Origin of the sequence: Streptomyces sp. NPDC002580 (assembly GCF_042889485.1) — a bacterium.
GTDB lineage: Bacteria > Actinomycetota > Actinomycetes > Streptomycetales > Streptomycetaceae > Streptomyces.
In genome coordinates this window covers 257190-281162 of sequence record NZ_JBIAQZ010000003.1, presented here as the reverse complement: position 1 = coordinate 281162, position 23973 = coordinate 257190, and the positions used below count along the sequence as shown (strand labels likewise).

At 68.0% G+C, this 23973-nt stretch carries 23 protein-coding genes, 1 tRNA gene and 2 pseudogenes; 14 read left to right on the top strand and 12 right to left on the bottom strand.

Annotation, left to right across the window (positions count from 1 at the left end; translation table 11 throughout):
- Window positions 1-27 precede the first annotated feature (27 nt).
- Both ACFYW7_RS12215 and ACFYW7_RS12210 read left to right on the top strand, forming a co-directional pair.
- Window positions 28-432 carry a CBS domain-containing protein gene (locus ACFYW7_RS12215; RefSeq protein WP_389500894.1) on the top strand — a complete coding sequence of 135 codons (405 nt, stop codon included), beginning with the start codon at window positions 28-30 and terminating at the stop codon, window positions 430-432.
- A 55-nt stretch (window positions 433-487) separates the two neighbouring features.
- A complete protein-coding gene (locus ACFYW7_RS12210) occupies window positions 488-799 on the top strand; it encodes an SCO5918 family protein (protein WP_389500892.1) in 312 nt (103 codons plus the stop codon).
- Between the two features lie 103 nt (window positions 800-902).
- Here the strand turns inward: ACFYW7_RS12210 and ACFYW7_RS12205 are convergent, their stop codons facing one another.
- Together ACFYW7_RS12205 and ACFYW7_RS12200 are read right to left on the bottom strand one after the other, a co-directional pair.
- On the bottom strand, window positions 903-1262 hold the full coding sequence (locus tag ACFYW7_RS12205) for a hypothetical protein (protein ID WP_389500889.1): 360 nt from the start codon (window positions 1260-1262) through the stop codon (window positions 903-905).
- Window positions 1263-1768: 506 nt separating this feature from the next.
- Window positions 1769-2611: an RNA polymerase sigma factor SigF gene (locus ACFYW7_RS12200; protein ID WP_389500885.1), complete on the bottom strand. Its 843-nt coding sequence runs from the start codon at window positions 2609-2611 to the stop codon at window positions 1769-1771.
- A 1011-nt stretch (window positions 2612-3622) separates the two neighbouring features.
- Between ACFYW7_RS12200 and ACFYW7_RS12195 the strand changes: the two genes are divergently transcribed.
- The 3 genes and pseudogenes from ACFYW7_RS12195 to ACFYW7_RS12185 all read left to right on the top strand — a co-directional run bounded on the left by ACFYW7_RS12195 (window position 3623) and on the right by ACFYW7_RS12185 (window position 4612).
- Complete coding sequence (locus ACFYW7_RS12195; protein WP_389500883.1) at window positions 3623-3949, top strand: MerR family transcriptional regulator; 327 nt, start codon at window positions 3623-3625, stop codon at window positions 3947-3949.
- A 163-nt stretch (window positions 3950-4112) separates the two neighbouring features.
- Window positions 4113-4318, top strand: a pseudogene (locus ACFYW7_RS12190) (Tn3 family transposase); the annotation flags it as partial.
- A gap of 90 nt (window positions 4319-4408) precedes the next feature.
- A complete protein-coding gene (locus tag ACFYW7_RS12185; RefSeq protein WP_389500880.1) occupies window positions 4409-4612 on the top strand; it encodes a hypothetical protein in 204 nt (67 codons plus the stop codon).
- 502 nt (window positions 4613-5114) lie between these two features.
- On the opposite strand, the gene ACFYW7_RS12180 is transcribed toward ACFYW7_RS12185, so the two are convergent.
- Window positions 5115-5200: transfer RNA gene (locus ACFYW7_RS12180), tRNA-Leu, on the bottom strand.
- Window positions 5201-5789: 589 nt separating this feature from the next.
- Here ACFYW7_RS12180 and ACFYW7_RS12175 point away from each other — a divergent pair.
- The 6 genes from ACFYW7_RS12175 to pknB all read left to right on the top strand — a co-directional run bounded on the left by ACFYW7_RS12175 (window position 5790) and on the right by pknB (window position 13943).
- On the top strand, window positions 5790-6632 hold the full coding sequence (locus ACFYW7_RS12175; RefSeq protein ID WP_389500877.1) for an FhaA domain-containing protein: 843 nt from the start codon (window positions 5790-5792) through the stop codon (window positions 6630-6632).
- Between the two features lie 10 nt (window positions 6633-6642).
- A complete protein-coding gene (locus tag ACFYW7_RS12170) occupies window positions 6643-7167 on the top strand; it encodes an FHA domain-containing protein (protein WP_389500875.1) in 525 nt (174 codons plus the stop codon).
- A 128-nt stretch (window positions 7168-7295) separates the two neighbouring features.
- Window positions 7296-8834 (top strand): Stp1/IreP family PP2C-type Ser/Thr phosphatase, encoded by a 1539-nt coding sequence (locus tag ACFYW7_RS12165; RefSeq protein ID WP_389500873.1) that lies wholly within the window; start codon window positions 7296-7298, stop codon window positions 8832-8834.
- A 26-nt stretch (window positions 8835-8860) separates the two neighbouring features.
- Window positions 8861-10303 (top strand): FtsW/RodA/SpoVE family cell cycle protein, encoded by a 1443-nt coding sequence (locus ACFYW7_RS12160; protein ID WP_389500871.1) that lies wholly within the window; start codon window positions 8861-8863, stop codon window positions 10301-10303.
- Window positions 10300-11775, top strand: a complete 1476-nt coding sequence (locus ACFYW7_RS12155) for a peptidoglycan D,D-transpeptidase FtsI family protein (protein ID WP_389500869.1) — start codon at window positions 10300-10302, stop codon at window positions 11773-11775. The genes ACFYW7_RS12160 and ACFYW7_RS12155 overlap by 4 nt, the downstream gene beginning before the upstream one ends.
- A 167-nt stretch (window positions 11776-11942) precedes the next feature.
- Window positions 11943-13943: a Stk1 family PASTA domain-containing Ser/Thr kinase gene (gene pknB, locus ACFYW7_RS12150; RefSeq protein ID WP_389500867.1), complete on the top strand. Its 2001-nt coding sequence runs from the start codon at window positions 11943-11945 to the stop codon at window positions 13941-13943.
- Window positions 13944-14049: 106 nt separating this feature from the next.
- Here pknB and ACFYW7_RS12145 read toward each other — a convergent pair.
- Window positions 14050-14313, bottom strand: a pseudogene (locus ACFYW7_RS12145) (sortase domain-bontaining protein); the annotation flags it as partial.
- A 121-nt stretch (window positions 14314-14434) separates the two neighbouring features.
- Here ACFYW7_RS12145 and ACFYW7_RS12140 point away from each other — a divergent pair.
- Window positions 14435-15466, top strand: coding sequence for a restriction endonuclease (locus ACFYW7_RS12140; RefSeq protein WP_389500864.1), 1032 nt, complete (start codon window positions 14435-14437; stop codon window positions 15464-15466).
- Window positions 15467-15576: 110 nt separating this feature from the next.
- Here the strand turns inward: ACFYW7_RS12140 and ACFYW7_RS12135 are convergent, their stop codons facing one another.
- The 6 genes from ACFYW7_RS12135 to ACFYW7_RS12110 all read right to left on the bottom strand — a co-directional run bounded on the left by ACFYW7_RS12135 (window position 15577) and on the right by ACFYW7_RS12110 (window position 20454).
- A complete protein-coding gene (locus tag ACFYW7_RS12135; RefSeq protein WP_389500862.1) occupies window positions 15577-16338 on the bottom strand; it encodes a class E sortase in 762 nt (253 codons plus the stop codon).
- A gap of 86 nt (window positions 16339-16424) precedes the next feature.
- Entirely contained in the window at window positions 16425-17519 is a 1095-nt protein-coding gene (locus ACFYW7_RS12130; protein ID WP_389501632.1) for a class E sortase, read from the bottom strand.
- Between the two features lie 488 nt (window positions 17520-18007).
- Complete coding sequence (locus ACFYW7_RS12125) at window positions 18008-18646, bottom strand: aminodeoxychorismate/anthranilate synthase component II (RefSeq protein ID WP_365869323.1); 639 nt, start codon at window positions 18644-18646, stop codon at window positions 18008-18010.
- Complete coding sequence (locus ACFYW7_RS12120) at window positions 18643-18804, bottom strand: hypothetical protein (protein WP_389500860.1); 162 nt, start codon at window positions 18802-18804, stop codon at window positions 18643-18645. Before ACFYW7_RS12120 ends, ACFYW7_RS12125 begins: the two co-directional genes overlap by 4 nt.
- A gap of 31 nt (window positions 18805-18835) precedes the next feature.
- Entirely contained in the window at window positions 18836-19606 is a 771-nt protein-coding gene (locus ACFYW7_RS12115) for a class E sortase (RefSeq protein WP_389500858.1), read from the bottom strand.
- 68 nt (window positions 19607-19674) lie between these two features.
- A complete protein-coding gene (locus ACFYW7_RS12110; protein ID WP_389500856.1) occupies window positions 19675-20454 on the bottom strand; it encodes a DUF881 domain-containing protein in 780 nt (259 codons plus the stop codon).
- A 142-nt stretch (window positions 20455-20596) separates the two neighbouring features.
- On the opposite strand from ACFYW7_RS12110, the gene crgA reads away from it, so the two are divergent.
- Window positions 20597-20851: a cell division protein CrgA gene (gene crgA, locus ACFYW7_RS12105; RefSeq protein WP_389500854.1), complete on the top strand. Its 255-nt coding sequence runs from the start codon at window positions 20597-20599 to the stop codon at window positions 20849-20851.
- Between the two features lie 291 nt (window positions 20852-21142).
- On the opposite strand, the gene ACFYW7_RS12100 is transcribed toward crgA, so the two are convergent.
- Window positions 21143-22054, bottom strand: coding sequence for a rhomboid family intramembrane serine protease (locus ACFYW7_RS12100; protein ID WP_389500852.1), 912 nt, complete (start codon window positions 22052-22054; stop codon window positions 21143-21145).
- A gap of 152 nt (window positions 22055-22206) precedes the next feature.
- Window positions 22207-22740, bottom strand: coding sequence for a peptidylprolyl isomerase (locus ACFYW7_RS12095; protein ID WP_389500850.1), 534 nt, complete (start codon window positions 22738-22740; stop codon window positions 22207-22209).
- A 393-nt stretch (window positions 22741-23133) separates the two neighbouring features.
- Here ACFYW7_RS12095 and ACFYW7_RS12090 point away from each other — a divergent pair, with 393 nt between their 5' ends.
- Window positions 23134-23835: a DUF5324 family protein gene (locus ACFYW7_RS12090; protein WP_389500848.1), complete on the top strand. Its 702-nt coding sequence runs from the start codon at window positions 23134-23136 to the stop codon at window positions 23833-23835.
- The last annotated feature ends 138 nt before the right edge of the window (window positions 23836-23973 follow it).

The window sequence follows — 23973 nt, the reverse complement described above, 5'->3', positions numbered from 1 at the left end:
TCGGCCCACTCATGCAGGAGGCACCTTTTGACGCTGGTTCAGATGCAGCCCGGCCCCACGAGTGCCACCCCCGTGCACAGGACGGTCGCCGACGTCATGGACGCCGCCGGACCACAGGTGTGTGACGACATGACCGTAGAGGTGGCGCTGTCCGTCATGACCAGTGCCCGCACCGGGCACCTGCTCGTCTGCGACGACAGCGGCCTGTGCACCGGACTGCTCACCCAGGCCCAGCTCACCGCCGCCCGTGACAGCTCCGCGTACCCGGACCGGGTCCAGCTGCGCGACGTCCTCGGCGACCGCGGGCCGTTCACCTCGCCCGTGACCACCATGGCCGAAGCCGAACACGCGATGCGCCGCAGCAGAATCGATGCCCTGGCAGTGGTCGACGAACACGGCAGCGCTTTGGGCGTCCTCGCCCTTGCCCGGTGAACCGCCTCACCGCGGCAGCACCGTCCCCCTCTCGTTCTTCTCCCTGTGAGGCTTCATGCGCTGTGTCATCGCCCGCTTCCCGTTCGACCTCACCAAGAGCGGCGTCCTGCAATCGATGAAGGGCATCAAGCCCGAGCAGGCTTTTGGCAAATCCGTGATCATCGGCCGCCGCACCTACCCCGTCAAACAGGTCGGCCAGGTCATCACCCGCCAAGACCGCCGCGACTTCAGTGCCGGCGAAGTCCTGCGGGCCATGGCCCAGCTCGGCTTCACCTGCCGCGACCTTTCCCAGGCCCCCACGCCCACGCGCGGCCTCACCCCCTTGCAACTGGCGTCCGCCATGCTCGGGGCCCCCGCGGCCGCCTGACCGACGGGCCGGCGCGAGCCGCCATCGAAGCAACGCCGAGGGTCCGACCGGAATGCCGGTCGGACCCTCGACGCGTACCCAGGACTCTCGGCGCGAGGGCGGGTCAGTGGCTGGAATAGCTGAAGTCGCCCATGGTCCAGGCACTGACGTCCTCGATCGCGACGCGGTACATCCCGCCCGTCTCCGGGATCCCCACCTCGCCCTGCAAAATCCGCGCCACATGGAAATGCAGATGCGTAGGCGGCCCTTCCGCGCGCGTCCCAGCGGTGAACGCGGCGGAGAAATCGCTCAGGCGGGCCGAGTCCGCCAGAACCTCCGACACCCGCTGCCTCCAGACGGCCTCGGGAGCCAGCCGCCCCGTGATGACAGCACCGCCGGCGACCACGGTCACAGACATCTGATTGCTGCGCCCGGACTCCACCAGGGCGACAACGTCAACAAGCAGTTCGTCAGGCTTCGACATGAGAGAGGATTTTAATCAGCGCCGCGGTCCGCCCCTCCCGCCTCCTGAGCTCCGGCCTGCCGTCTCGGCCTTTGGTCCGGTCGGCCGGCGCCGTTCGCCGCAGGACGGTCACCGGGACGCTGGACCGTGCCGGCCGGAGCACGGCATCCCCCTGCGAAGCCCGAACCGATGACGAAGACCCGGTGTCTCCCGGGGCAGTGGGATGCAGGCCCCGGTGCGGCGCGCGCCCAAGAGCTGCGACGGCGCCCACCGCGGCGGCCGAAGCGAGACGGGTACGCCTGGTCGTGAGCGCCAATCAGCCATGCTGTGGCCTGCTCCCGAGGACGCCCCGCCCGTCTCCATGCCACGAAACGCCACCCGATCCGCCCAGGCCTTCGCTCACATCGATCGCAGCCGGCCGGTTGGGGTCAACGCGCCCGCACCGACTCTCGCGGATGAAATGAACTGGAGGCGCTGCCCACCCGGCCGGGTGGGCAGCGCCTCCGGCGTGTTGTGAACAAGTGAGGTCAGTTGGTGGTGAGCATGCCTTCGCGCAGCTTGGCCAGGGTGCGGTTGAGCAGGCGGGAGACGTGCATCTGGGAGACGCCGAGGTGTTCGCCGATCTGAGCCTGGGTGAGTTCGTCGACGAACCGCATGTGGATGATCCGCCGTTCGCGGTCGTCGAGTTGGGCGATCATCGGCGCGAGGGCGTTGAAGTCCTCGACGAGTTCGAAGGCGTGGTCGTCGGTGCCGATGAAGTCGGCCAGCGCGGCTTCGCCGTCTTCGCTCGAGGTGATGGCGGCGTCCAGCGAGGAGGAGTTGTAGCCGTTGGAAGCCAGACGCGCTTCGTTGACCTCCTCCTCACTGAGGCACATCAGCTCGGAGAGTTCCTTGACCGTAGGCATGCGGCCGAGCCGGCAGCGCAGTTCCTCGGTGGCCTTGGCCAGGGCGACGCGGGCTTCCTGGAGGCGGCGGGGCACGTGGACGGCCCAGGAGGTGTCGCGGAAGAACCGCTTGATCTCGCCGACGATGTAGGGAACGGCGAAGGAGGTGAACTCGACTTCGCGGGTGAGGTCGAAGCGGTCGATGGCCTTGATGAGCCCGATCGTGCCGACCTGGACGATGTCCTCCATCTCGTCCTGGCTGCGGCTGCGGAAGCGCGCGGCGGCGAAACGGACGAGGGTGACGTTCATCTCGATGAGGGTGTTGCGCGCGTACTGGTACTCGGGCGTGCCCTCTTCCAGCACCGTGAGCTGGTCGAAGAACAGCCGGGACAAGTCGCGGGCGTCCTTTGGAGCGACCTGCGCGGGGTCGGCTATCTCCGGAAGCGCCGCCACCGTGCGTGCTTGCGTTGTCTCGGTCACCGTCATCTCAGGACCCCTCCCTACGTGCGTGATCCAGCCCATGCCGCCGGCCGCTGCTGGCCGACCAGCGCACCGTATACCCGCGTTGGGGGAAGGCATGCCACGCTCCCTGAACGAGTTCGGCCCGTCCTGGACCGCCTCCCCCTCCGTCCCACCCGGCGCGACACCCTCATCGGGCACCGTGCCCGACCCGAGGCGCTCGCGCGCGGAGCCACAAACGGCGCAGGCCCTGGCAGCGGTGCAGCCCATGCGGATGCTCCCCCTTCTCCTGCTCCGTTCGAGGGTGACTGCCTCACTGCCGAACACGAGAAAGTCTATGTTGGCTGGAGTAGACATTGGGTGGTGGGCGTGGTTATGGTTTCTCTCGTAACGGAGATCGACAAGGGCCGGGCAGAGATGAACTGCCGGGCAGCGGTAGTGCAGTTGCAGGGCGGTGCGGCGGTGGAGTTCCGAAGCCAGAGCGGTTGCAGGACGGCGACGGGACTGACGGCCGGACCGGGTGGCCCGCAGTGTTCAGGGGCCGCCACCAGCAGGACCGAAGTTGATTCAGTGGCAGTACCGCAAGTGCAGTTCGCAATACCAGCAGTGCGGTGAGTGGTTCCTCGGTGAAGGCGTCGGCTGCGGACGCGCGCGCCGGGAGGTTCGGCAGTGGGGTTCCAAGCCAGAGCAGACGCAGGACGGGCGACGGGGCTGGCTGCCGAAGAGTGGCGCTGCCACAGGCCACCAGCAGGACAGGTTCGGTAAGTGATCGGTTCATCAGAGGGAAAGAACGGAGGGACCAGGCGCCATCAGGATCGCCCGGGCGGAAATCTGAGCCCGGGTACCGCAGGACATCGATAGTGAGGTGGTCTCCGGTCAAGCAACTGCGATCCCCGCACCCCCGACAGGATGTCGGTCGGGTCTGCGGAAACAGAGAGCCGGCGCACAACCAAGCCGGCAGATGGTGTTAGCAGTTCCTTCGGGGCCCCGGTGCCACAGCACCGGGGCCCCTCCACGCGTTTTTCCAGAGAGGTGCAAGTGACAGCAGACGATTCCTTCGGCCGTCTCGACGACGACGACTACCCCGCCTACACCATGGGCCGGGCCGCCGAACTCCTCGGCACCACCCAGGGCTTCCTCCGCGCCATCGGAGACGCCCGCCTCATCACCCCCCTGCGCTCAGCAGGCGGCCACCGCCGCTACTCCCGCTACCAACTACGCATCGCCGCCCGCGCCCGCGAACTCGTCGACAGCGGCATGCCCATCGAAGCCGCCTGCCGCATCGTCATCCTCGAAGACCAACTCGAAGAAGCCCAACGCATCAACACCGAACACCACCGCACCACCGAAACCAAAAACCCCTGAACCACAGAACACACTCGGAAACGGGTCGGCAGCCCCCCAGCGTTTCCTCCCCCGCTCCACCAGCCTGGGACGTGACCGTCCGGGCTACCGGCCACTCGATCCACCGACCGGTGGTGACCGTCTTCAGAGCGGTTCATGATCGCCGGCCCGGATACGTGGGCACAGCTACCGGCGTCGGACGAAGCGGCAGCTCACCGTGCGGGAGTCCCGCCACGGGCCGGCCCGGGACGTGTGCCGCGGCAGGCGCGGCAGCATCCACCAGGCGTACCGCGACGGCTGGAGGACCCACTCGGCGCGCTCGGCCTGGTCCTCGACGCCATCGTGTTCTGGACGACGAAGTACATCGACACCTCCGTCGCCCAGCTCCGGCCGAGATCCGCGAGATCCCCGACGACGACCAGGGTTGCGAAGCGGGCTGTGCCGTCGTGCGCCGCCTCTTGCAGCGATGCGCAAGGGGCCATGGCCCCCTCACCACCGCCGGCCGACGAGCACCTGTCCCACGAGGAGGCGGACCGTCTCACCGCTGCGGCCGATCCCGATGTGCCGGCCGCACGAGAACACCGCCTCGCCCTGGTCACCGAAGGTCCTCAGCCGCCTTCGGGAGCGCGGCTGCGAGCCTGGCTGCCTCGCCGGGGCTCGATCCGGGTCGAAGGCACCTGGTAGTGCACCTCGATGCCACTGCCCCTCATCGACGCCACAAAGATCTCTACGCCGAGCGCATCGACCGCGGCACCTGGACGCGGCTCATCGCCGCCCACGGGACCGCTCAAGGTCTGCCGCCGGCGCAGCATCACGCTCGCCCCGGCAGAGGGGGCCAAGCACTGGCAGTCCCTCGGCTCCGGAGACGCCGGATGGGAGAAGGTCTGCTTCCGGCTGCGCGACAGACGCACTCACCGCCGGCGCCGCACGAGGCCGATCGGCCGCCGGACCCCCACCGGCCACCTGAAGCCAACCGGTTGATCACCCGTCACAGCCACACAAATCGACGATCAAGAAATGAGGCTCGCTCCGTGACGTTTGTCACGTAGCGAGCCTGGCCGCGCAGTGGTCGCCCCGAACCGCAACACCCCGACGACACCCGGGGCCAGCTGGGCAACCGATCAACGAGAAACGGGCCCCACCAGGACTTTCGTCTCTGGTGAAGACCCGTTTCATCGGTCCTTCTTGGTGCGCGAGGGGGGAGTTGAACCCCCACGCCCTTGCGGGCACTGGAACCTGAATCCAGCGCGTCTGCCATTCCGCCACTCGCGCAGTGAGTATGTCGTCCGTCTCCCACCGAGTGGTGCGAGCGCCTGCCGACATCCAGAAGATTAGCACGCTGTCAGGGGTGGGATCACATCCCTTTCCACCACCCCCGGGACCCGCCATTCCCCGCCTCCGCACCCCGCATCCCCAGGCCCGGCGCCTTGCCCCGCCCGGCCTCGCTCCCCGCGCGGTCCCAGCTCCGGCACCGGCCGCCGCCCTCCCGGCGCCCCCATGCGCACCATCCGTCCCGGAACACGTCGCGGACGGAACCTGTTCACGTATCAACCTCGTACCGGTCCTGCGCATCTCCCCATGAGCAGGACGGGCCGCACAGTCAGGTGCGGGACACTGGTCACGAGGCGCCTCTACGATCCATGGCAGGAGCAGTGCCGGGAAGAGTTCGAAGAGGGGCCTCTCAGGGAACGTGCGGAGGGGACTTCGGAAGGCGTCGACAACCCGTCGACCGTGCCGACAGGGGGAACCAGCCGATTTCCCGACGCGTGGATACGATCAGTAAGCAGTACCAGCAAGGCCCGCAGGATCAGGAAGACGACAGCAAGCTGTACCAGGACGGCTACGCAGGAGGAGGTGCCCCATGGGAGTCCTGAAGAAGTTCGAGCAGCGTCTCGAAGGTCTGGTCAACGGCACCTTCGCCAAGGTGTTCAAGTCCGAGGTCCAGCCCGTGGAGATCGCCGGAGCGCTGCAGCGCGAGTGCGACAACAACGCCACGATCTGGAACCGCGACCGGACCGTCGTCCCGAACGACTTCATCGTCGAGCTGAGCACGCCGGACTTCGAGCGTCTCAGCCCCTACTCCGGCCAGCTCGGCGACGAGCTCGCGGGCATGGTCCGCGACTACGCCAAGCAGCAGCGCTACGCCTTCATGGGACCCATCAAGGTCCACCTGGAGAAGGCCGACGACCTCGACACCGGTCTGTACCGCGTGCGCAGTCGTACGCTCGCCTCCTCCACGAACCAGCAGTCCCCCGAGCGCGCCCCCGCGGGCCCCGCCCCGGCGGCTCCTCGCGGAGCCCAGGGCGGCTACGGCTACCCGCCTTCGGCCGCTCCCCCCATGCCGTCCGCGCCGCCGCCAGGCGGTCGCGCGGGCGCGGCACCGATGGGTGCCCGGCCGCCGGCCGGCCCGGCGGCGGGGGGCCGTATGCGGCACTGGGTCGAGATCAACGGCGCACGCCACCAGATCTCCCGCCCGACACTGGTGCTGGGCCGCAGCACCGAAGCCGACGTACGGATCGACGACCCCGGCGTATCGCGCCGGCACTGTGAGATCCGGACCGGAACGCCCTCGACGATCCAGGATCTCGGGTCCACCAACGGCATCGTGGTGGACGGGCAGCACACCACCCGCGCTACGCTCCGCGACGGCTCGCGGATTGTCGTGGGCAGCACCACCATCATTTATCGGCAAGCCGAAGGGTGAAGCGGGGGCAATGTCAGAGCTGACCCTCACGGTCATGCGGCTGGGTTTTCTGGCCGTACTGTGGCTGTTCGTGATCGTGGCCGTGCAGGTCATCCGCAGCGACCTGTTCGGAACGCGTGTCACACAGCGCGGCGCGCGCAGGGAGGCCGCGAGGCCTCAGCAGGCCGCGCGGCAAGCCGCGCCGCCGCAACAGCGCCAGCAGCAGCCACCGTCCGGTGGCGGCGGCCGGCAGCGCCGCGGCGCCCCGTCCAAGCTCGTCGTCTCGGAGGGCACCCTCACGGGCACCACCGTGGCGCTCCAGGGGCAGACCATCACCCTGGGCCGCGCGCACGACAGCACCATCGTGCTGGACGACGACTACGCGTCGAGCCGGCATGCCAGGATCTACCCGGACCGGGACGGCCAGTGGATCGTCGAGGACCTCGGCTCCACCAACGGCACGTATCTCGACCGGAACCGACTGACGACTCCCACGCCCGTTCCGCTGGGCGCGCCGATCCGCATCGGCAAGACCGTCATCGAACTGCGGAAGTAGTGCCACGTCATGATTGAGCGCGAGCGGAGCGAGCACGCAGCGGCGGTCCACACGACGGACCCCGGCGCGCTCCCGACCGGAGGGTGGGCACCGTGCGGATGTACCCGGAGCCGACGGGCGAGGTGCGCATGAGTCTGTCACTGCGCTTCGCCGCCGGATCGCACAAAGGCATGATCCGCGAGGGCAACGAGGACTCCGGCTACGCCGGTCCTCGCCTGCTCGCGATCGCCGACGGGATGGGCGGTCAGGCCGCCGGTGAGGTCGCCAGTTCCGAGGTGATCTCCACCATCGTCGCGCTCGACGACGACGTACCCGGATCCGACATCCTCACCTCGCTCGGCACCGCCGTGCAGCGCGCCAACGACCAGCTCCGGATGATGGTCGAGGAGGACCCGCAGCTCGAGGGCATGGGCACCACGCTCACCGCCCTGCTGTGGACCGGCCAGCGTCTGGGTCTCGTCCACGTCGGCGACTCCCGCGCCTACCTGCTGCGCGACGGCGTGCTGACGCAGATCACGCAGGACCACACCTGGGTGCAGCGCCTCGTCGACGAGGGACGCATCACCGAGGAGGAGGCCACCACCCACCCGCAGCGCTCCCTGCTGATGCGCGCGCTGGGCAGTGGCGACCACGTCGAGCCCGATCTCTCGATCCGCGAGGTCCGCGCCGGCGACCGCTACCTGATCTGCTCCGACGGCCTCAGCGGCGTCGTCTCCCATCAGACGATGGAGGACACCCTCGCCAGCTACCAGGGCCCGCAGGAGACCGTGCAGGAGCTCATCCAGCTCGCGCTGCGCGGAGGCGGTCCGGACAACATCACCGTCATCGTTGCCGATGTCCTCGACATCGACTCCGGGGACACGCTCGCCGCGCAGCTCTCCGACACCCCTGTCGTGGTCGGCGCGGTGGCCGAGAACCAGCACCAGCTGCAGGACAACGGCGCCATGCAGACCCCCGCGGGCCGCGCGTCCGGCCTCGGCCGGCCCGTGCCCGGCCAGGGCGGCGGCGAGTTCGGCCCGCCCGGCAGCGGCGACACCACCGGCTACGTGTCCACGGGCGGCTTCGACGACTACTCGGACGAGGACTTCGTCAAGCCGCGCACCGGACGCAAGTGGCTGAAGAGATCCTTCTTCGGCATCCTGACGCTCGCCGTCATCGGCGGCGGCCTGTACGGCGGCTACCGCTGGACGCAGACGCAGTACTACGTCGGCACCAAGGGCGAGCACGTCGCGCTGTACCGGGGCATCAGCCAGGACCTCGCCTGGGTCTCGCTCTCGAAGGTGGAGAAGGATCACCCCGAGATCGAACTCAAGTACCTGCCGCCGTACCAGCAGAAGCAGGTCAAGGAGACCATCGCCGAAGGCGGTCTCAGCGACGCGAAGTCGAAGATCGCCGAGCTCGGCGTGCAGGCGTCCGCGTGCAAGAAGGACTCCGAGCGCCGCTCCGCCGAGAGCGACAAGAACGCGAAGACCGGTGAGGGCGAGGCCGGTGGGACCACGGGAACCACAAAGACCTCCCTGACGTCCAAGGCCACGTCCACCCCGAGCCCGACCCCGTCGGGCTCGGCACCCTCGTCCTCCAAGTCCACGACCGCACCCACTCCCACACCCGGCCCCAGCCTCTCCGACGAGGAGCAGAAGCTGGTCTCGCTGTGCGGTAAGCAGTAAGAAGCCGTGAGGGGCCCTGTCACACGATGAGCAGTACGAACACGCCGACGCACCACACGTCCACGATCGGATCGATCGGCGCACCCAGCAGACGTAACACCGAACTGGCACTTCTGGTGTTCGCCGTCCTCATCCCGATCTTCGCCTACGCCAACGTGGGCCTGGCCATCGACGACGAGGTGCCCACCGGCCTGCTCGGCTACGGCGTGAGCCTCGGCCTGCTGGCCGGCGTCGCCCATCTCGTCGTACGGAAATTCGCTCCGTACGCGGACCCGCTGCTGCTGCCGCTGGCCACGCTCCTCAACGGGCTGGGTCTGGTGGTCATCTGGCGGCTCGACCAGTCGAAGCTGCTCCAGTCGATCAACCAGGCGGGCAACGCGGCGCCCCGCCAGCTGCTGTACACCGCGCTGGCCATCGGCCTGTTCGTCGTCGTGCTGATCTTCCTCAAGGACCACCGCGTCCTGCAGCGCTACACCTACATCTCCATGGTCGGCGCCCTGGTGCTGCTGCTGCTGCCGCTGGTCCCGGGCCTCGGCGCCGACATCTACGGCGCCAAGATCTGGATCTCGGTCGCCGGATTCTCCATCCAGCCCGGTGAGTTCGCGAAGATCGTCCTCGCGATCTTCTTCGCCGGCTACCTGATGGTGAAGCGCGACGCGCTCGCCCTGGCCAGCCGCCGTTTCATGGGCCTGTACCTGCCGCGCGGCCGTGACCTCGGGCCGATCCTGGTCGTCTGGTTCATCTCGATCCTCATCCTGGTCTTCGAGACGGACCTCGGTACGTCGCTGCTGTTCTTCGGAATGTTCGTCATCATGCTGTACGTCGCCACCGAGCGGACCAGCTGGATCGTCTTCGGTCTGCTGATGTCCGCGGCCGGCGCCGTCGGTGTGGCGAGCTTCGAACCGCACATCCAGACGCGTGTGCAGGCCTGGCTCGACCCGATGCACGAGTACCTGCTCAGCCAGGCCGGCACCAAGGACGGCATCATCCACTCCGAGCAGGCCATGCAGGCCCTGTGGGCCTTCGGTTCCGGCGGCACGCTCGGCACCGGCCTCGGCCAGGGCCACTCCGAACTCATCCGGTTCGCCGCCAACTCCGACTTCATCCTCGCCACGTTCGGCGAGGAACTGGGTCTGGCGGGCGTCATGGCGATCCTGCTGATCTACGGCCTGATCGTCGAGCGCGGCATCCGCACCGCCCTCGCCGCCCGCGACCCCTTCGGAAAGCTCCTCGCCGTCGGTCTCTCCGGCGCCTTCGGGCTCCAGGTCTTCGTGGTCGCCGGCGGCGTCATGGGCCTGATCCCGCTGACCGGTATGACGATGCCGTTCCTGGCCTCCGGCGGTTCCTCCGTCATCGCCAACTGGGCGCTCATCGGCGTGCTGATCCGGATCAGCGACACCGCCCGCCGGCCGGCCCCGGCCCCCGCTCCCAACCCCGACGCCGAGATGACCCAGGTGGTCCGCCCGTGAACAAGCCCCTGCGCCGGATCGCGATCTTCTGCGGGCTGCTCGTCCTCGCCCTGCTCATCCGCGACAACTGGCTCCAGTACGTGATGGCGGACGAGCTGCGGACCGACACGGCCAACCGCCGCGTGAACATCGAGCGGTACGCCACCCCGCGCGGCGACATCATCGTGGACGGCAACCCGATCACCGGTTACGTGAAGTCCAAGACGGGCGACTACGAGTACAAGCGCACCTACAAGGACGGCGCCATGTGGGCGCCCGTCACCGGGTACGCCTCGCAGGCCTTCGGCGCCAACCAGCTCGAGAAGATCGACGACGGCATCCTCACCGGCAACGACGACCGGCTCTTCTTCCGGAACACCCTCGACATGATCACGGGCAAGAAGAAGCAGGGCGGCAACGTCGTCACCACCCTCAACGGCGCCGCGCAGAAGGCCGCCTTCGAGGGCCTCGGCGACAAGAAGGGCGCCGTCGCCGCGATCGACCCCAAGACGGGCGCGATCCTGGCTCTGGCCTCGACGCCGTCGTACGACCCGTCGACGTTCGCCGGCAACTCCACGAGCACGGACGCCAAGGCCTGGAACAAACTCCAGAAGAAGAACAACCCCGACGACCCGATGCTCAACCGGGCGCTGCGCGAGACCTACCCGCCGGGTTCCACCTTCAAGGTCGTCACCGCGGCCGCCGCCCTGGAGAACGGGCTCGTCCCGGACGCGGACACCGACACGGACTCCCCGGACCCGTGGATCATGCCGGGCACCACGACCAAGCTGCCCAACGAGGGCGACCTCCCCTGCAAGAACGCCACCCTGCGCGTCGCGCTCAAGGTCTCCTGCAACACGGTCTTCGGCAAGGTCGGCGCGGACCTCGGCAACGACAAGATGCTGGAGCAGGCCAAGAAGTTCGGCTTCGGCACCGAGCAGTTCACCCCGATCCGCTCCAGCGCCTCGGTCTTCTCCGACGACATGAACACGTCGCAGACCGCGCTGTCCTCGATCGGCCAGTACAACACCGCGGCCACCCCGCTCCAGATGGCCATGGTGGCCTCCGCGGTCGCCAACGACGGCATCCTGATGAAGCCGTACATGGTCAGCGAGCTGAGCACGCAGGACCTGGACGTCATCGAGCAGACCGATCCCGAGGAGCTGAGCCAGCCGCTCTCCAAGGAGAACGCGCAGGTCCTCCAGTCGATGATGGAGACGGTGATCAAGCCGGGTGGCACGGGCACGAAGGCCGCGATCCAGGGTGTCACCGTCGGTGGCAAGACGGGCACCGCCCAGCACGGCGTCGACAACAGCGAGAAGCCGTACGCCTGGTTCATCTCCTACGCGAAGCTCGCCGACAACAGCTCGCCGGTCGCCGTCGCCGTGGTCGTCGAGGACGGCAGCGCCGACCGCGGAGACATCTCCGGCGGTGGTCTCGCCGCCCCCATCGCGAGAAGTGTGATGAAGGCGGTCATCGACAGCAAGAAGTGACCCCGCTCACGTCCCCATCACATCGGTGCACGTTGCGATACCGGTCCTGTCACGGGTGATGGTCTTGGCCAGGTCACAGAAGGCGATCCGGGTACGGTATGCCCGGACGGCACGCCGGACCACACAAAGGTGCGGTCGGGACCGACGGAGAGGGCTGGTAGGTAGCTATGGAAGAGCCGCGTCGCCTCGGCGGCCGGTACGAACTGAGCCACGTGCTCGGTCGTGGTGGCATGGCGGAGGTCTACCTCGCACATGACACCCGGCTCGGCCGTACGGTGGCGGTGAAGACGCTGCGGGCTGACCTCGCACGCGACCCGTCGTTCCAGGCCCGGTTCCGCCGGGAGGCCCAGTCGGCCGCCTCGCTCAACCATCCCGCGATCGTCGCCGTGTACGACACGGGTGAGGACTACATCGACAACACCTCCATCCCGTACATCGTGATGGAGTACGTCGACGGGTCCACCCTGCGCGAACTGCTGCACTCCGGGCGGCGACTGCTGCCCGAGCGGTCCATGGAGATGACCATCGGCATCCTCCAGGCCCTCGAGTACTCCCACCGCGCCGGCATCGTGCACCGCGACATCAAGCCCGCCAACGTCATGCTGACGCGCAACGGCCAGGTCAAGGTCATGGACTTCGGCATCGCCCGCGCCATGGGCGACTCGGGTATGACGATGACGCAGACCGCCGCGGTCATCGGCACCGCCCAGTACCTCTCGCCGGAGCAGGCGAAGGGCGAGCAGGTCGACGCCCGCTCGGACCTCTACTCCACCGGCTGCCTGCTGTACGAACTCCTGACGGTGCGCCCGCCCTTCGTCGGCGACTCCCCGGTGGCCGTCGCCTATCAGCACGTCCGCGAGGAGCCCCAGCCCCCGTCGGTCTTCGACCCCGAGATCACGCCCGAGATGGACGCGATCGTACTGAAGGCCCTCGTCAAGGATCCGGACTACCGCTACCAGTCCGCCGACGAGATGCGTGCCGACATCGAGGCCTGCCTCGACGGCCAGCCCGTCGCGGCCTCCGCCTCCATGGGCTCGGTCGGCTACGGCGGGTACGGCGACGACCAGGCGACCACGGCCATGCGCGCCTCGGACGCCCAGGCCACGTCGATGCTGCCGCCGATGAACCCGGACGACGGCGGTTACGGCTACGACGACCGCCCCGACCGCCGCCGCCAGAAGAAGAACAACACCTCGACGATCCTTCTTGTCGTCGCGGGTGTCCTGGTGCTCATCGGCGCGATCCTGATCGGGAAGTACGTCGTCTCGGGCAAGGACAAGAACGACGAGCCGTTCGGCGCGCCGAACTTCGTCGGGCAGACCCTGCCGGTCGCCAAGGAGATGCTGGCCAACAGGGAACTGGAACTCGGGACTGTCACGAAGAAGGCCTGCAAGGACCAGAAGACCGGCAACATCTGCACGCAGGACCCGGCGGTCGGCACCGAGGTCAAGAAGGGCGACACGGTCAACCTGGTGGTGTCGACGGGAGCGCCCAAGGTGGCTGTTCCCAACGTCACGGGCAAGGATCTGGCCGAGGCAAAGAAAATCCTCGGGGCCGAGAAGTACGGGTTCCAGGTCGAGACGAAGCAAGAGGAATCGACGGAGAAACCGAACACTGTCCTGGAGCAGGACCCAGGTCTCGGTGAAGAGGTGCAGAAGGGGTCGACGATCACCCTGACCGTCGCCAAGGCGAAGAAGCAGTCCACCGTCCCCGACGTCTCCGGCAAGACCTGTGACGAGGCCAAGGCGCAGATCGCGGAGAACGACCTCGTCGGCGAGTGCACCGAAGTGGAGACCGACGACCAGAACCTGGTCGGCAAGGTCATCGGGACCACCCCGGCGGCCAACGCACAGGCGGACCCCAACTCCAAGGTGGCCATCCAGATCGGCAAGGCCAAGGAGCAGCAGAAGTCGACCGTGCCGGACGTCAAGAACAAGACGTTGAAGGACGCCAGGCAGATCCTGCAGCAGGCCGGCTTCAACAACATCCAGTTGACGAACGGCAGCAGTCAGGACGAGAACGCGCTCGTGATCGGCCAGAACCCGAACGGCAACAGCCAGGTCGACAGCCCCGACAACACGACGGTGATCCTGACGACGGTCGGCCTCAACAACAACGGCGGTAACAACAACGGCGGTGGCGGCTTCTTCGGCGGCAACAACGGATAGCCCCACCGAGAACCCTGGTCGGACGACCGACGGAAGGGCCCCGGCACTCTTGAGTGCCGGGGCCCTTTCGGCTGAGCTGTTCGGAAGGACGGTCGCGGTCAGCGGGTCAGCGCAGTTCCTTCGGAGGCGTCCGGGCCTCGTCCACCTTGTCCACCCGCACCAGTTCGCCCCACACCACGTAGCGGTAGCGGCTCGTGTAGACCGGCGTGCAGGTCGTCAGGGTGATGTAGTGACCCGGCTTCTTCTTGCCGGACTGCGCCGGGACCCTCTGGAGGACCTTGACGTTGTACTTCGAGGTCTCCGGGAGGATGCCGAAGACCTTGTAGACGTACCACTTGTCCCTGGTCTCGAAGACGATCGCGTCGCCTCTGTCGACCTGCTGTGCGAGATTCGACCGTTTCTTCATACTTTCCGCCTCGTTGAAGGCATGGGTGGGGAATCGAAGTTCTGCCCCGGCCGCAAGACCGCGACACGAGTAAAAGGGGCAGTACGTGATCAACGAATCGGCTCTGCTGGAATCGAAGGCTCTACGGGATAGTGCACTGGAGCGCACAGAAGTACTCGACAGGGTCAAGGCGCTGACTCTGCTGCCGGACGGTATGCATGTGACGACGGCGATGGTCGCGGCGTACTTCGGCGCCACTACGGAGGCCATTCGAGCCCTCGTACACGACCACCGAGCGGAGCTGGAAGCGAACGGGTATCAAGTTTTGGCAGGTTCAGAACTGAGTGACTTCAAGCAACTCAGTGGCATTCAGTCACGCACCCGGTCGCTTGCTCTCTTCTCTCGGCGAGCCGTCCTCAACGTCGCCATGCTGCTCCGGGACAGCGAAGTTGCGCGTCAAGTTCGTGTGTACCTCCTCGACATGGAGTACCTGGCACGCACGCAACCTGTGGATAACCCCGTCCCCGGGGACACCGTCGCACTCGACGACCGCATCGACCAGCGCATCACCCACGTCCTCGGCAAGACCGTCGTCCCGATGTTCAACGCCCTGATCGAGACATCAGGCGAGCACCGCAGGGAACTGATCGCACTGCGAGCAGGGGTCCAGACCGTCGAACGGCGGCTCCGCCAACATCACGCCCGGCTGCAACGGCTGGAAAGCCCACGGGAGGACCGCGCCCTCGCCGGAGCCATGGCCTCAATCGACGCCATGAACGGCCGCGAGTTCGAGGAGTACGTCGCCGAGCTACTGCGACGCGACGGCTGCTCCGCCGTCGTGGTGCGGGGCGGCAGCGGAGACCGAGGAATCGACATCACCGGTCGTACGGCTGACGGGCGAACCCTCGTCGTCCAGTGCAAGAGATTCGCGCCCTACCTCTCCGTCACCAGCCCCGACGTCCAGAAGTTCATCGGAGCGGCCAAGGTTCTGCACACGTCGGAGGTTGCCCTCTTCGTGGCGACATGCCCTTTCACACGTGACGCCCTGAACATCGCCACCGCCGGCGGCATCACCGCCGTACACCGCGGCCTGCTGGAGGAATGGAGCACCGGAACAGCACTGGCGGTTCTCGAGTAACCGCTCCGCGACGCAGAAGGACCCGAAGTCGCAAGGGCTGTTTGCGACTTCGGGCCCAGTTCATGCCGGGAGTGACAACGTGTCACTCCCGCACACCAGCTCCGACGACGCTAACGCAGTTCCTTCGGGAGCGTCCGGGCCTCGTCCACCTTGTCCACCCGCACCAGTTCGCCCCACACCACGTAGCGGTAGCGGCTCGTGTAGACCGGCGTGCAGGTCGTCAGGGTGATGTAGTGACCCGGCTTCTTCCTGCCGGACTGCGCCGGGACCCTCTGGAGGACCTTGACGTTGTACTTCGAGGTCTCCGGGAGGATGCCGAAGACCTTGTAGACGTACCACTTGTCCCTGGTCTCGAAGACGATCGCGTCGCCCGTGCGCATCTTGTCGATGTTGTGGAACTTGGCGCCGTGGCCGTCCCGGTGCGCGGCGAGCGTGAAGTTGCCGTCCTTGCCGCTCGTGGGCAGGGACGACTTGACGGGTTCCGTGTAGTAGCCGGCGACCCCGTCGTTGAGGATCTTCGTCGCCGTGCCCTTCTCGACGAGGACCTCTCCGTTCCTCATCGCCGGAACGTGCAGGAAGCCGATGCCGTTCTTGGTGTCCAGGGCACCCGGACCGCCCCTGCCCTGCGCCCAGTTGTCGCGGACCTTGTCACCCTGCTTGTGCGCCTCGCGGTCGGCCATGACGTTCGTCCACCACAGCGAGTAGACGACGAACAGGCCGAGCACCAGCCCCACGGTGATGAGCAGTTCACCGAAGACGCTGAGCGCCATCGCGAGCGGCCCCATGCTCCGGCGCCCCACGGGTGCTCCACCGGTGGCCGCAATTCGGGCGCGCGATCCGGCGCGCTCGTCGTGGTCGGTCCTCGCTGCCACTGTTCATCTGCCCCGTCTGGTCTGTCTCAGGTTGTCTCACGTGCCCGTGGCGCGCGCACGCTCCGCGCGTGCCTCGGCGCCTGTCCTCAGCCGATCAGCGCGTCCGGTTTGCCCTTGCTGCGCGGCCGGTCCTCGACCATCTTGCCCCAGACGATCATCCGGTACTTACTGGTGAACTCCGGTGTGCAGGTGGTCAGTGTGATGTAGCGGCCGGGCCCGGTGAATCCCGAGCCCTTGGGGATCGGGTCGAGCACGCTCGTGTTGCTCGGACTCGTCACCGGCAGGATCGACGCCATCTTGTAGACGTAGTAGTCGTCCTGCGTCTCGACCACGATCTCGTCGCCCGGCTTGAGCCGGTTGACGTAGCGGAACGGCTCACCGTGGGTGTTGCGGTGTCCGGCGACCGCGAAGTTGCCCGTCTTGGCGTCCGGCATCGCCGTCTTGAGCTCACCCTCGCCGTAGTGACCGACCATTCCGCGGTCGAGCACCTTCGTCTTGTCGATGCCCTCCGCGATCGGCGCGACCACGTCCAGCTTTGGTATGTGCAGGATGGCGAAGCCCTGGCCGGGCGAGAACGTCCCCGGATTCCGCTTGCCGTTCGCCCAGTCCTGCTGGAGGTTCTGCGCGGCATTGCCCGCCTGCTGGTGCGCCCGCACGTTCGACCACCACAACTGGTAGGTCACGAACAGCAGCATCAGTACGCCGGTGGTGATGAACACCTCGCCGACCATCCGGCTCGCGAGGACACCCGCGCTGGGTTTCCGCTCACGTGCCGCACGCCGGGCGCCCATACGGCTCAGAGGGGCCTCGGCGGCCCCCTGCGGCGTCTCCTGGGGCTCATGGGGCTCCTGCGCGCCTCCGTGCCGTCCCTGGCTCCTGGCCGCCTTACGACGGGCCGCACGGCCACCGGCGGCGGGTACGGCCCCGCTCCCGGCCGCGCCCGCGTTCCGCTCCCCTGTCCGGGGTGGCTCCTGGAGGTGTTCCTGGAGACGCAACGCGACCGTCTCGTCGTCCCGAGGCGGACGCGCGGCGATCGGTTCCGCCCGGGCGGCGGCGACGGGCCCGCCGTACGGAGCGGCCGTCGGCGCTCGGTAGGGGGTGGCCCGGTCCTCGTACGGCGGCGAGTACGTCTGCTCGTACATCTGCGCGTAGGGCGGCGCCTGCGAGGACGCGGACGGCATCGCCGACGTCCGGGCGTGCCCCCGAGCCGCCTGGACCTGAGCTGCGGCCTGGGCGTGGGCGTGGGCCTGCGCCGCCTGGGCTTGGGCCTGCGCCGCCTGGGCTTGGGCCGCTTGCGCCTGGGCCTGTGCCGCCTGGGCCGCTTGAGCCTGGGCCTGTGCCGCCTGGGCCTGGACGGCCTGTGCGTAGGCCGCCGCCTGGGCCTGCACGGCCTGGGCATGGGCTGCCTGTGCCTGCGCGGCCTGCACCTGGGCCGCCTGCGCCGCGTACCAGTCGGATCCGTACCCTTCGGCGCCGTAGCCCTGCTGCTGTGCGCCCTGTCCCTGGCCGGGCAGCGGATCCGTCAACGGGTCCGCGAGGCCCCCGACCGCCGTCTCGTAGGCACCCGCGCCCGTATAGGCCTGGGCCTCCGCGCCCTCGAACGCCCCAGCGCCCCCGTACGCGGCCTCGCCGCCGTAGGGGGAGCTGTCGCGCTCGGGGCGCAGCGCGGTCACGCCGTGGCCCTGCCCACCACCGGGGCGAGCCCCGCCGATCTCGCCACGGCCACCTTGTCGCCGCACTCCAGCAGCCAGTTGGCGAGCATCCGGTGGCCGTGCTCGGTCAGCACCGACTCGGGGTGGAACTGCACACCCTCGACGGGTAGTTCCCGGTGTCTGAGCCCCATGATGATCCCGTCGTGCGTACGGGCCGTGACTTCCAGTTCGGCCGGAACCGTCTCGGGTTCGGCGGCCAGCGAGTGGTAGCGGGTCGCGGTGAACGGCGAGGGCAGACCGGCGAAGACGCCCTTGCCCTGGTGCTCGACGAGCGAGGTCTTCCCGTGCAGCAGCTCGGGCGCCCGGTCGACCACACCGCCGTACGCCACCTGCATCGACTGCATGCCCAGACAGACACCGAAGACGGGGACCCCGGTCGCGGCGCAGTGCCGGACCATGTCGACGCAGACACCGGCCTGTTCCGGAGCGCCGGGTCCCGGGGACAGGAGCACCCCGTCGAATCCGTCCTGGGCGTGCGCGGTCGACACCTCGTCGTTGCGCAGCACCTCGCACTCGGCGCCCAACTGGTACAGGTACTGGACCAGGTTGAAGACGAAGCTGTCGTAGTTGTCCACGACGAGGATGCGCGTGCTCACTGGTTGTCCACCGTCACATCGTTGAAGGGCAGCAGCGGTTCGGCCCAGGGGAAGACGTACTGGAAGAGCACGTAGACCACGGCCAGGACGAGGACGAGCGAGACCAGTGCCCTCACCCATGCGCTCCCCGGCAGATGCCGCCAGATCCACCCGTACATGCCGTCCCTTCCGTCGCCGTACGCCAACAGACTAACGGCGCAGGGCCGCCGGTTTCCCTGCCTCCACAGGCTGCGTGGAATCGAGGTGAGCCCAGACGATCAACCGGTGGCTGTGCCCCCACTCCGGATCGCACGTGGTCAGCGTGAGATAGCGACCCGGACGTGTATACCCCGACTTACGTGGCACAGGGTCGATCACCTCAATGTCGGACGGCACCGTTTTGTAGGGGCCTTTGTCGATCCGATACGTGAACCAGGTCGTCCCGTCCGTCAGCACCACCGCGTCACCCCGCCGGAGCTCGGGAAAGTCCTTGAAGGGGTCGCCATACGTACGCCGGTGGCCGGCGACCGGGAAGTTTCCCTCCTGGCCGAGCTGGGCCGTGCCCCGGTAGTGCCCCAGCCCCTTCTTCAGGACGTCCGTGGCGGTGCCTTCGAGCACGGGCTTGTTCCATGTGGAACCCAGCCGTGGGATGTACATGACCGCGAAGGGGCCGCCGTACTTGTAGGGGCCCGGCGCTCTAGGGCTCGCCGAGGCGGGGGTGCCGGTTCCCCGCGGCGTGGGCGGGGCGGTCGCGGCGCCGGAGGGTGCCGAGGAGGCCGAGGGGCCCGGTGCAGCCGTCGGAGACGCCGGCTCCGGGGTCGGCGTCGCCTCGGCCCACTGTTTCCGGAGCAGGTCGATCTGGTGCTCCATCGCGCTGTCGGCCTTCACTCCGGTCCAGAACAGCACGTAGACCACGAAGAGCACGATCAGGGCGCCGACGGTGACGCACAGCTCGCTGATCGTCCTGACGACCACTCGCACCGACACAAGGTCCCCCCGGCGGCAGTTCGCTCCACAGGATGCGCCCACTGCTCCACGAAGCCGGGCGGCTACTCCACGGGCTTCGCGTAGTGGAGATCCACTGTGCCCGAGTACCCGGGAAGAGTCACCGTCCCGTTCTCCTCGACTTTCCAGCCGAGTCCGTAGACGTTGACGTACACCATGTAGTTCTGGATCGCCGGCGAGGTGGCGAGTGCCCTCTGGAGCTTCTTCGGGTCACCGATGGCGGTGATTTTGTAGGGAGGCGAGTAGACACGGCCCTGGAGGATCAGGGTGTTGCCGACGCAGCGCACGGCGCTGGTGGAGATCAGCCGCTGGTCCATCACCTTGATGCCCTGGGCGCCGCCCTGCCACAGGGCGTTCACCACCGCCTGGAGGTCCTGCTGGTGGATGACGAGGTAGTCGGGCTGCGGCTCGGGGTAGCCGGGAAGCTTCGCCGTCGCGTTCGGCGGGGCGTCGTTGAGCGTGACCGTGACGGCCTCGCCCTTGAGCTTCTGGGTGCCCGCGTTCTTCTCCAGCGCCGCGAGCGCGGCGTCGTCCGCCCCGCCGCTGCCGTCCTCGCGGTCGGCGAGGGCATCCACGTCGTCGCGCAGGGTGCCGTTGGACTCGTCCAGCGTCGCGTTCTTGTGGCTGCGCTCATGGATCAGGTCGGAGAGCTTCAGCATGGACGCGTCCGTACGGATGTTCGTACCCTTGGCGGTGTCGAAGCTCATGAAGAAGATGAGACCGGCGAGGGCGAAGACGGCGGCCGTGAGGACACGTACGGGCCGGAAACGGCGCGTACCGCCAGGACTGGATTCCGTCCTGGGTGAGTCGGCAGAATTGCTCAACGTACCCTTATCTCCTTCGGCGCCGCGGAAGCACTACGCTAACGGACGCCCGGGGGAGCACTCAGTGTCCCCTTGTACGCTGCCCCGGAGCCCGCCCCAGTTCCCTGCGCGGCCACGCAGCGCATCGACAGGAGAGACCCTCGTGCCGAAGTCACGTATCCGCAAGAAGGCCGACTACACGCCGCCCCCGGCGAAGCAAACGACCAACATTAAGCTGACCAGCAATACCTGGGTCGCCCCGGTCATGCTGGCCATGTTCCTCATCGGTCTCGCCTGGATCGTCGTCTTCTACGTCACGGACGGCACCCTGCCGATCGACGCGCTCGACAACTGGAACATCGTGGTCGGTTTCGGCTTCATCGCTGCCGGTTTCGGCGTCTCCACGCAGTGGAAGTGACCGTCCCCGCTCACGCGGGAACGGCCGGTCCTGCAGCTCTGCCCACGGTTATCCACTGAGTTATCCACAACAGTTGTCCACAGGTGGAAAAGAAAGACGATCTGTGGATAACCCATCGGTGGTTGACGCTGGTGTGATTGATCCGACAGGCACCCGCAAACCTGTTCGCCCCCTGTCCTACCTGCGAAAACTCGGGTCAGTGACAGGGGGCACAGTTGTTCCCGGACACGGTGCACAACAACCGCCCCGGTCTGTGGACAACATCACTTCTCACGTGAGCCGTACGGGTTCTCAGGTGAGCTGGGTGGTCCTGATCAGTGTCGTGACGACGACCGCGACCAGCACCAGCGCGCACACCCCGTACTGGACGAGGTTCCGTCGCTCACGCGGCGCGTGGACCATCGCGTAGCCGACCAGCACCCCGGCGACCAGTCCGCCGATGTGCGCCTGCCAGGCGATGTTGCTCCACCCGAACGTGAAGATCAGGTTGATCACCAGCAGGGCGATGACCGGGCGCATGTCGTAGTTGAGCCGGCGCATCAGGACCGCGGTGGCGCCGAACAGACCGAAGATCGCGCCGGAGGCGCCGAGCGTCGGCTGACCGGGAGCGGCGAGGAGGTAGCAGAGCGCGCTGCCGGCGAGTCCCGAGATGAGGTACAGGGCGACATAGCGGGCGCGGCCGAGGGCCGCCTCCAGGGGACCGCCGACCCACCACAGGCCGAGCATGTTGAAGATGATGTGCATGGGGTTGTCGGGGTCGTGCAGGAACATCGACGTCAGCATCCGGTACCACTGGCCCTCGGCCACGCCCTGGATCTCACCGGACAGGAACGCCCGGCCGAAGAGCAGGAAGCGGTCGGTGAAGGCGTCGCCCACCGCGAGCTGGACCAGGTAGAAGGCCAGGTTGAGGCCGATCAGCACCTTGGTGACGAGTCGCGGGTCCCGGGCGACCGTGCCGCCCGCGAGCGTGCGGGGCTGGGTGGCCGTCGGAGGGTGGCCGGTGCCGGAGCCCTCGCGGACACAGGCGGGACACTGGAATCCGACGGAGGCGCTGACCATGCACTCGGGGCAGATCGGGCGCTCGCAACGGGTGCAGCGGACGCCGGTCTCACGATCCGGGTGCCGGTAGCAGCCGGGCAGGTCATCGGCATCCCGCGGTCCCTGATTCCGCGGGCCCTGCGGGCTGCCGGGCGGCTGGTTCATGGGGTCCCCTCAATCTCCGTAAGACGACTGGCACACGGTCACGCCGGGCCCGTGCGCACAAGGCACCGCCCCGCCCATCCTTACGGATGAACGGGGTGTTTGGTTCCCTGCGGGAGTCTTCGGGATCAAGGACGGAAATGCCCCGGGCGGGATCAGTTCCCGCGGGTCTCGACGACGACCGACTCGATGACGACGTCGTTGACCGGACGGTCGGTGCGCGGATTGGTCTGGGCGCCCGCGATGGCGTCCACGACCTTCTGACTGGCCGGGTCGGTGATCTCACCGAAAATGGTGTGCTTGCGTGTCAGCCAGGCCGTCGGGGAGACGGTGATGAAGAACTGCGAGCCGTTGGTGGCCGGGCCGGCGTTGGCCATGGCCAGTAGGTAGGACTTGTCGAAGCGAAGGTCCGGGTGGAACTCGTCCTCGAACTGGTAGCCGGGGCCGCCGGTGCCGTTGCCCAGCGGGTCACCGCCCTGGATCATGAAGCCGCTGATCACCCGGTGGAAGACCGTGCCGTCGTACAGCTTGTCCGTGGACTTCACGCCCGTCTCGGGGTTGACCCACTCACGCTCGCCCTTGGCGAGTTCGACGAAGTTCCGGACCGTCTTGGGCGCGTGGTTCGGCAGGAGCCGGATTTCGATGTCGCCCTGGTTGGTCTTCAGGGTGGCGTAAAGCTGCTCGGCCACGATCTGCCTTCCGTTGCCTTCTCTTGACATTCTGATCCTCGCACGGTCCGGCCCGCTCAGCTCCCGACCGGCGCCTCCGCACGCACATGCGGACAACGCGCTCGGAGAAAACCGGTCGAGTCGCACCGGGACGGGAGCGAGGAGAGGCGATCCGTGGCATTGTCGACGACAAGCTCCCGTTGCCCCGTATTAATCCGCTATCTCACTTGATCGACACCTGACCGGCTCCGCCTCGGGAGTCCCCGGAGGTCGGCACCCGTGACACGGATGCCCGCCCTCACATGCCCCGGCCTCTTTGGACGGGCATGATCCGCATAGGGGCGGAAAGGTGAACTGTGTGTCATGGGGGGTACCCGATGCCCCCGACGTACGCCACCGAGGAGGAGGAAACCCGTGACCCGCATCGACAGCGTGCGCGCCGCGACCGGCTCGGCGAAGGACAGCGTGCTGCACGCCGCGGAAGTGGTGGCGCCCTACGCCGACACGGCCAAGGACAGGGCCTCGTACTACGCGAGCGAAGCGCGCGTACGGCTCGCGCCGAGGGTGTCGCAGGCCGCCGAACAGGCCCGTGTCCAGTACGACGCCCATCTCGCGCCGCGCATTGAGCAGGCCCGCACGCATGTGCCGCCCAAGGTCGACCAGGTCGCTCAGGAAGCGGCCGTCCTTACCCGCAGGGCGGCTCGTCAGGCCGCCGACTATTCCAAGCCGAGGATCGAGCAGGCGGTGGCCGCGGCCCAGCCCGTTCGGGACGAAGCCGCGGCGCGTGGCGTGGCGGCGATCGCCGCACTGCGCGGTCAGGTCACGCCCCAGGAGATCCAGAAGCTGCTCCGCAAGCACGAGCGGCGGGCGAGGACCGGCCGTCTCGTGAAGGGCCTGGCCGTGCTGGGGATCCTGGCGGGCGGCGCTTTCGCCGCCTGGAAGTGGTGGGACAAGCAGGCCAACCCCGACTGGCTCGTCGAACCGCCGGCCGCGACCGAGGTACCCGAGAGCGGACACCTCGCGTCGGTCGACGGCAGCGGCCAGTCCGCCCTGGACCCCGAGGTCCAGGCCAAGGAAGCCGAGGAAGAGGCGGCGGAGCGCGACGACCGCCACTGATTCCGACTCAACATCGCCGCGGGGGGGGGGGCGGGGGGGGGGGGGGGCCCCCCCCGGGGGGGGGGGGGGGGGGGGGGGGGGGGGCCGGCGGGGGGGGGGGGGGGGGGGTGAGGAACCCCCCCCCCGGGGGGGGTGGTA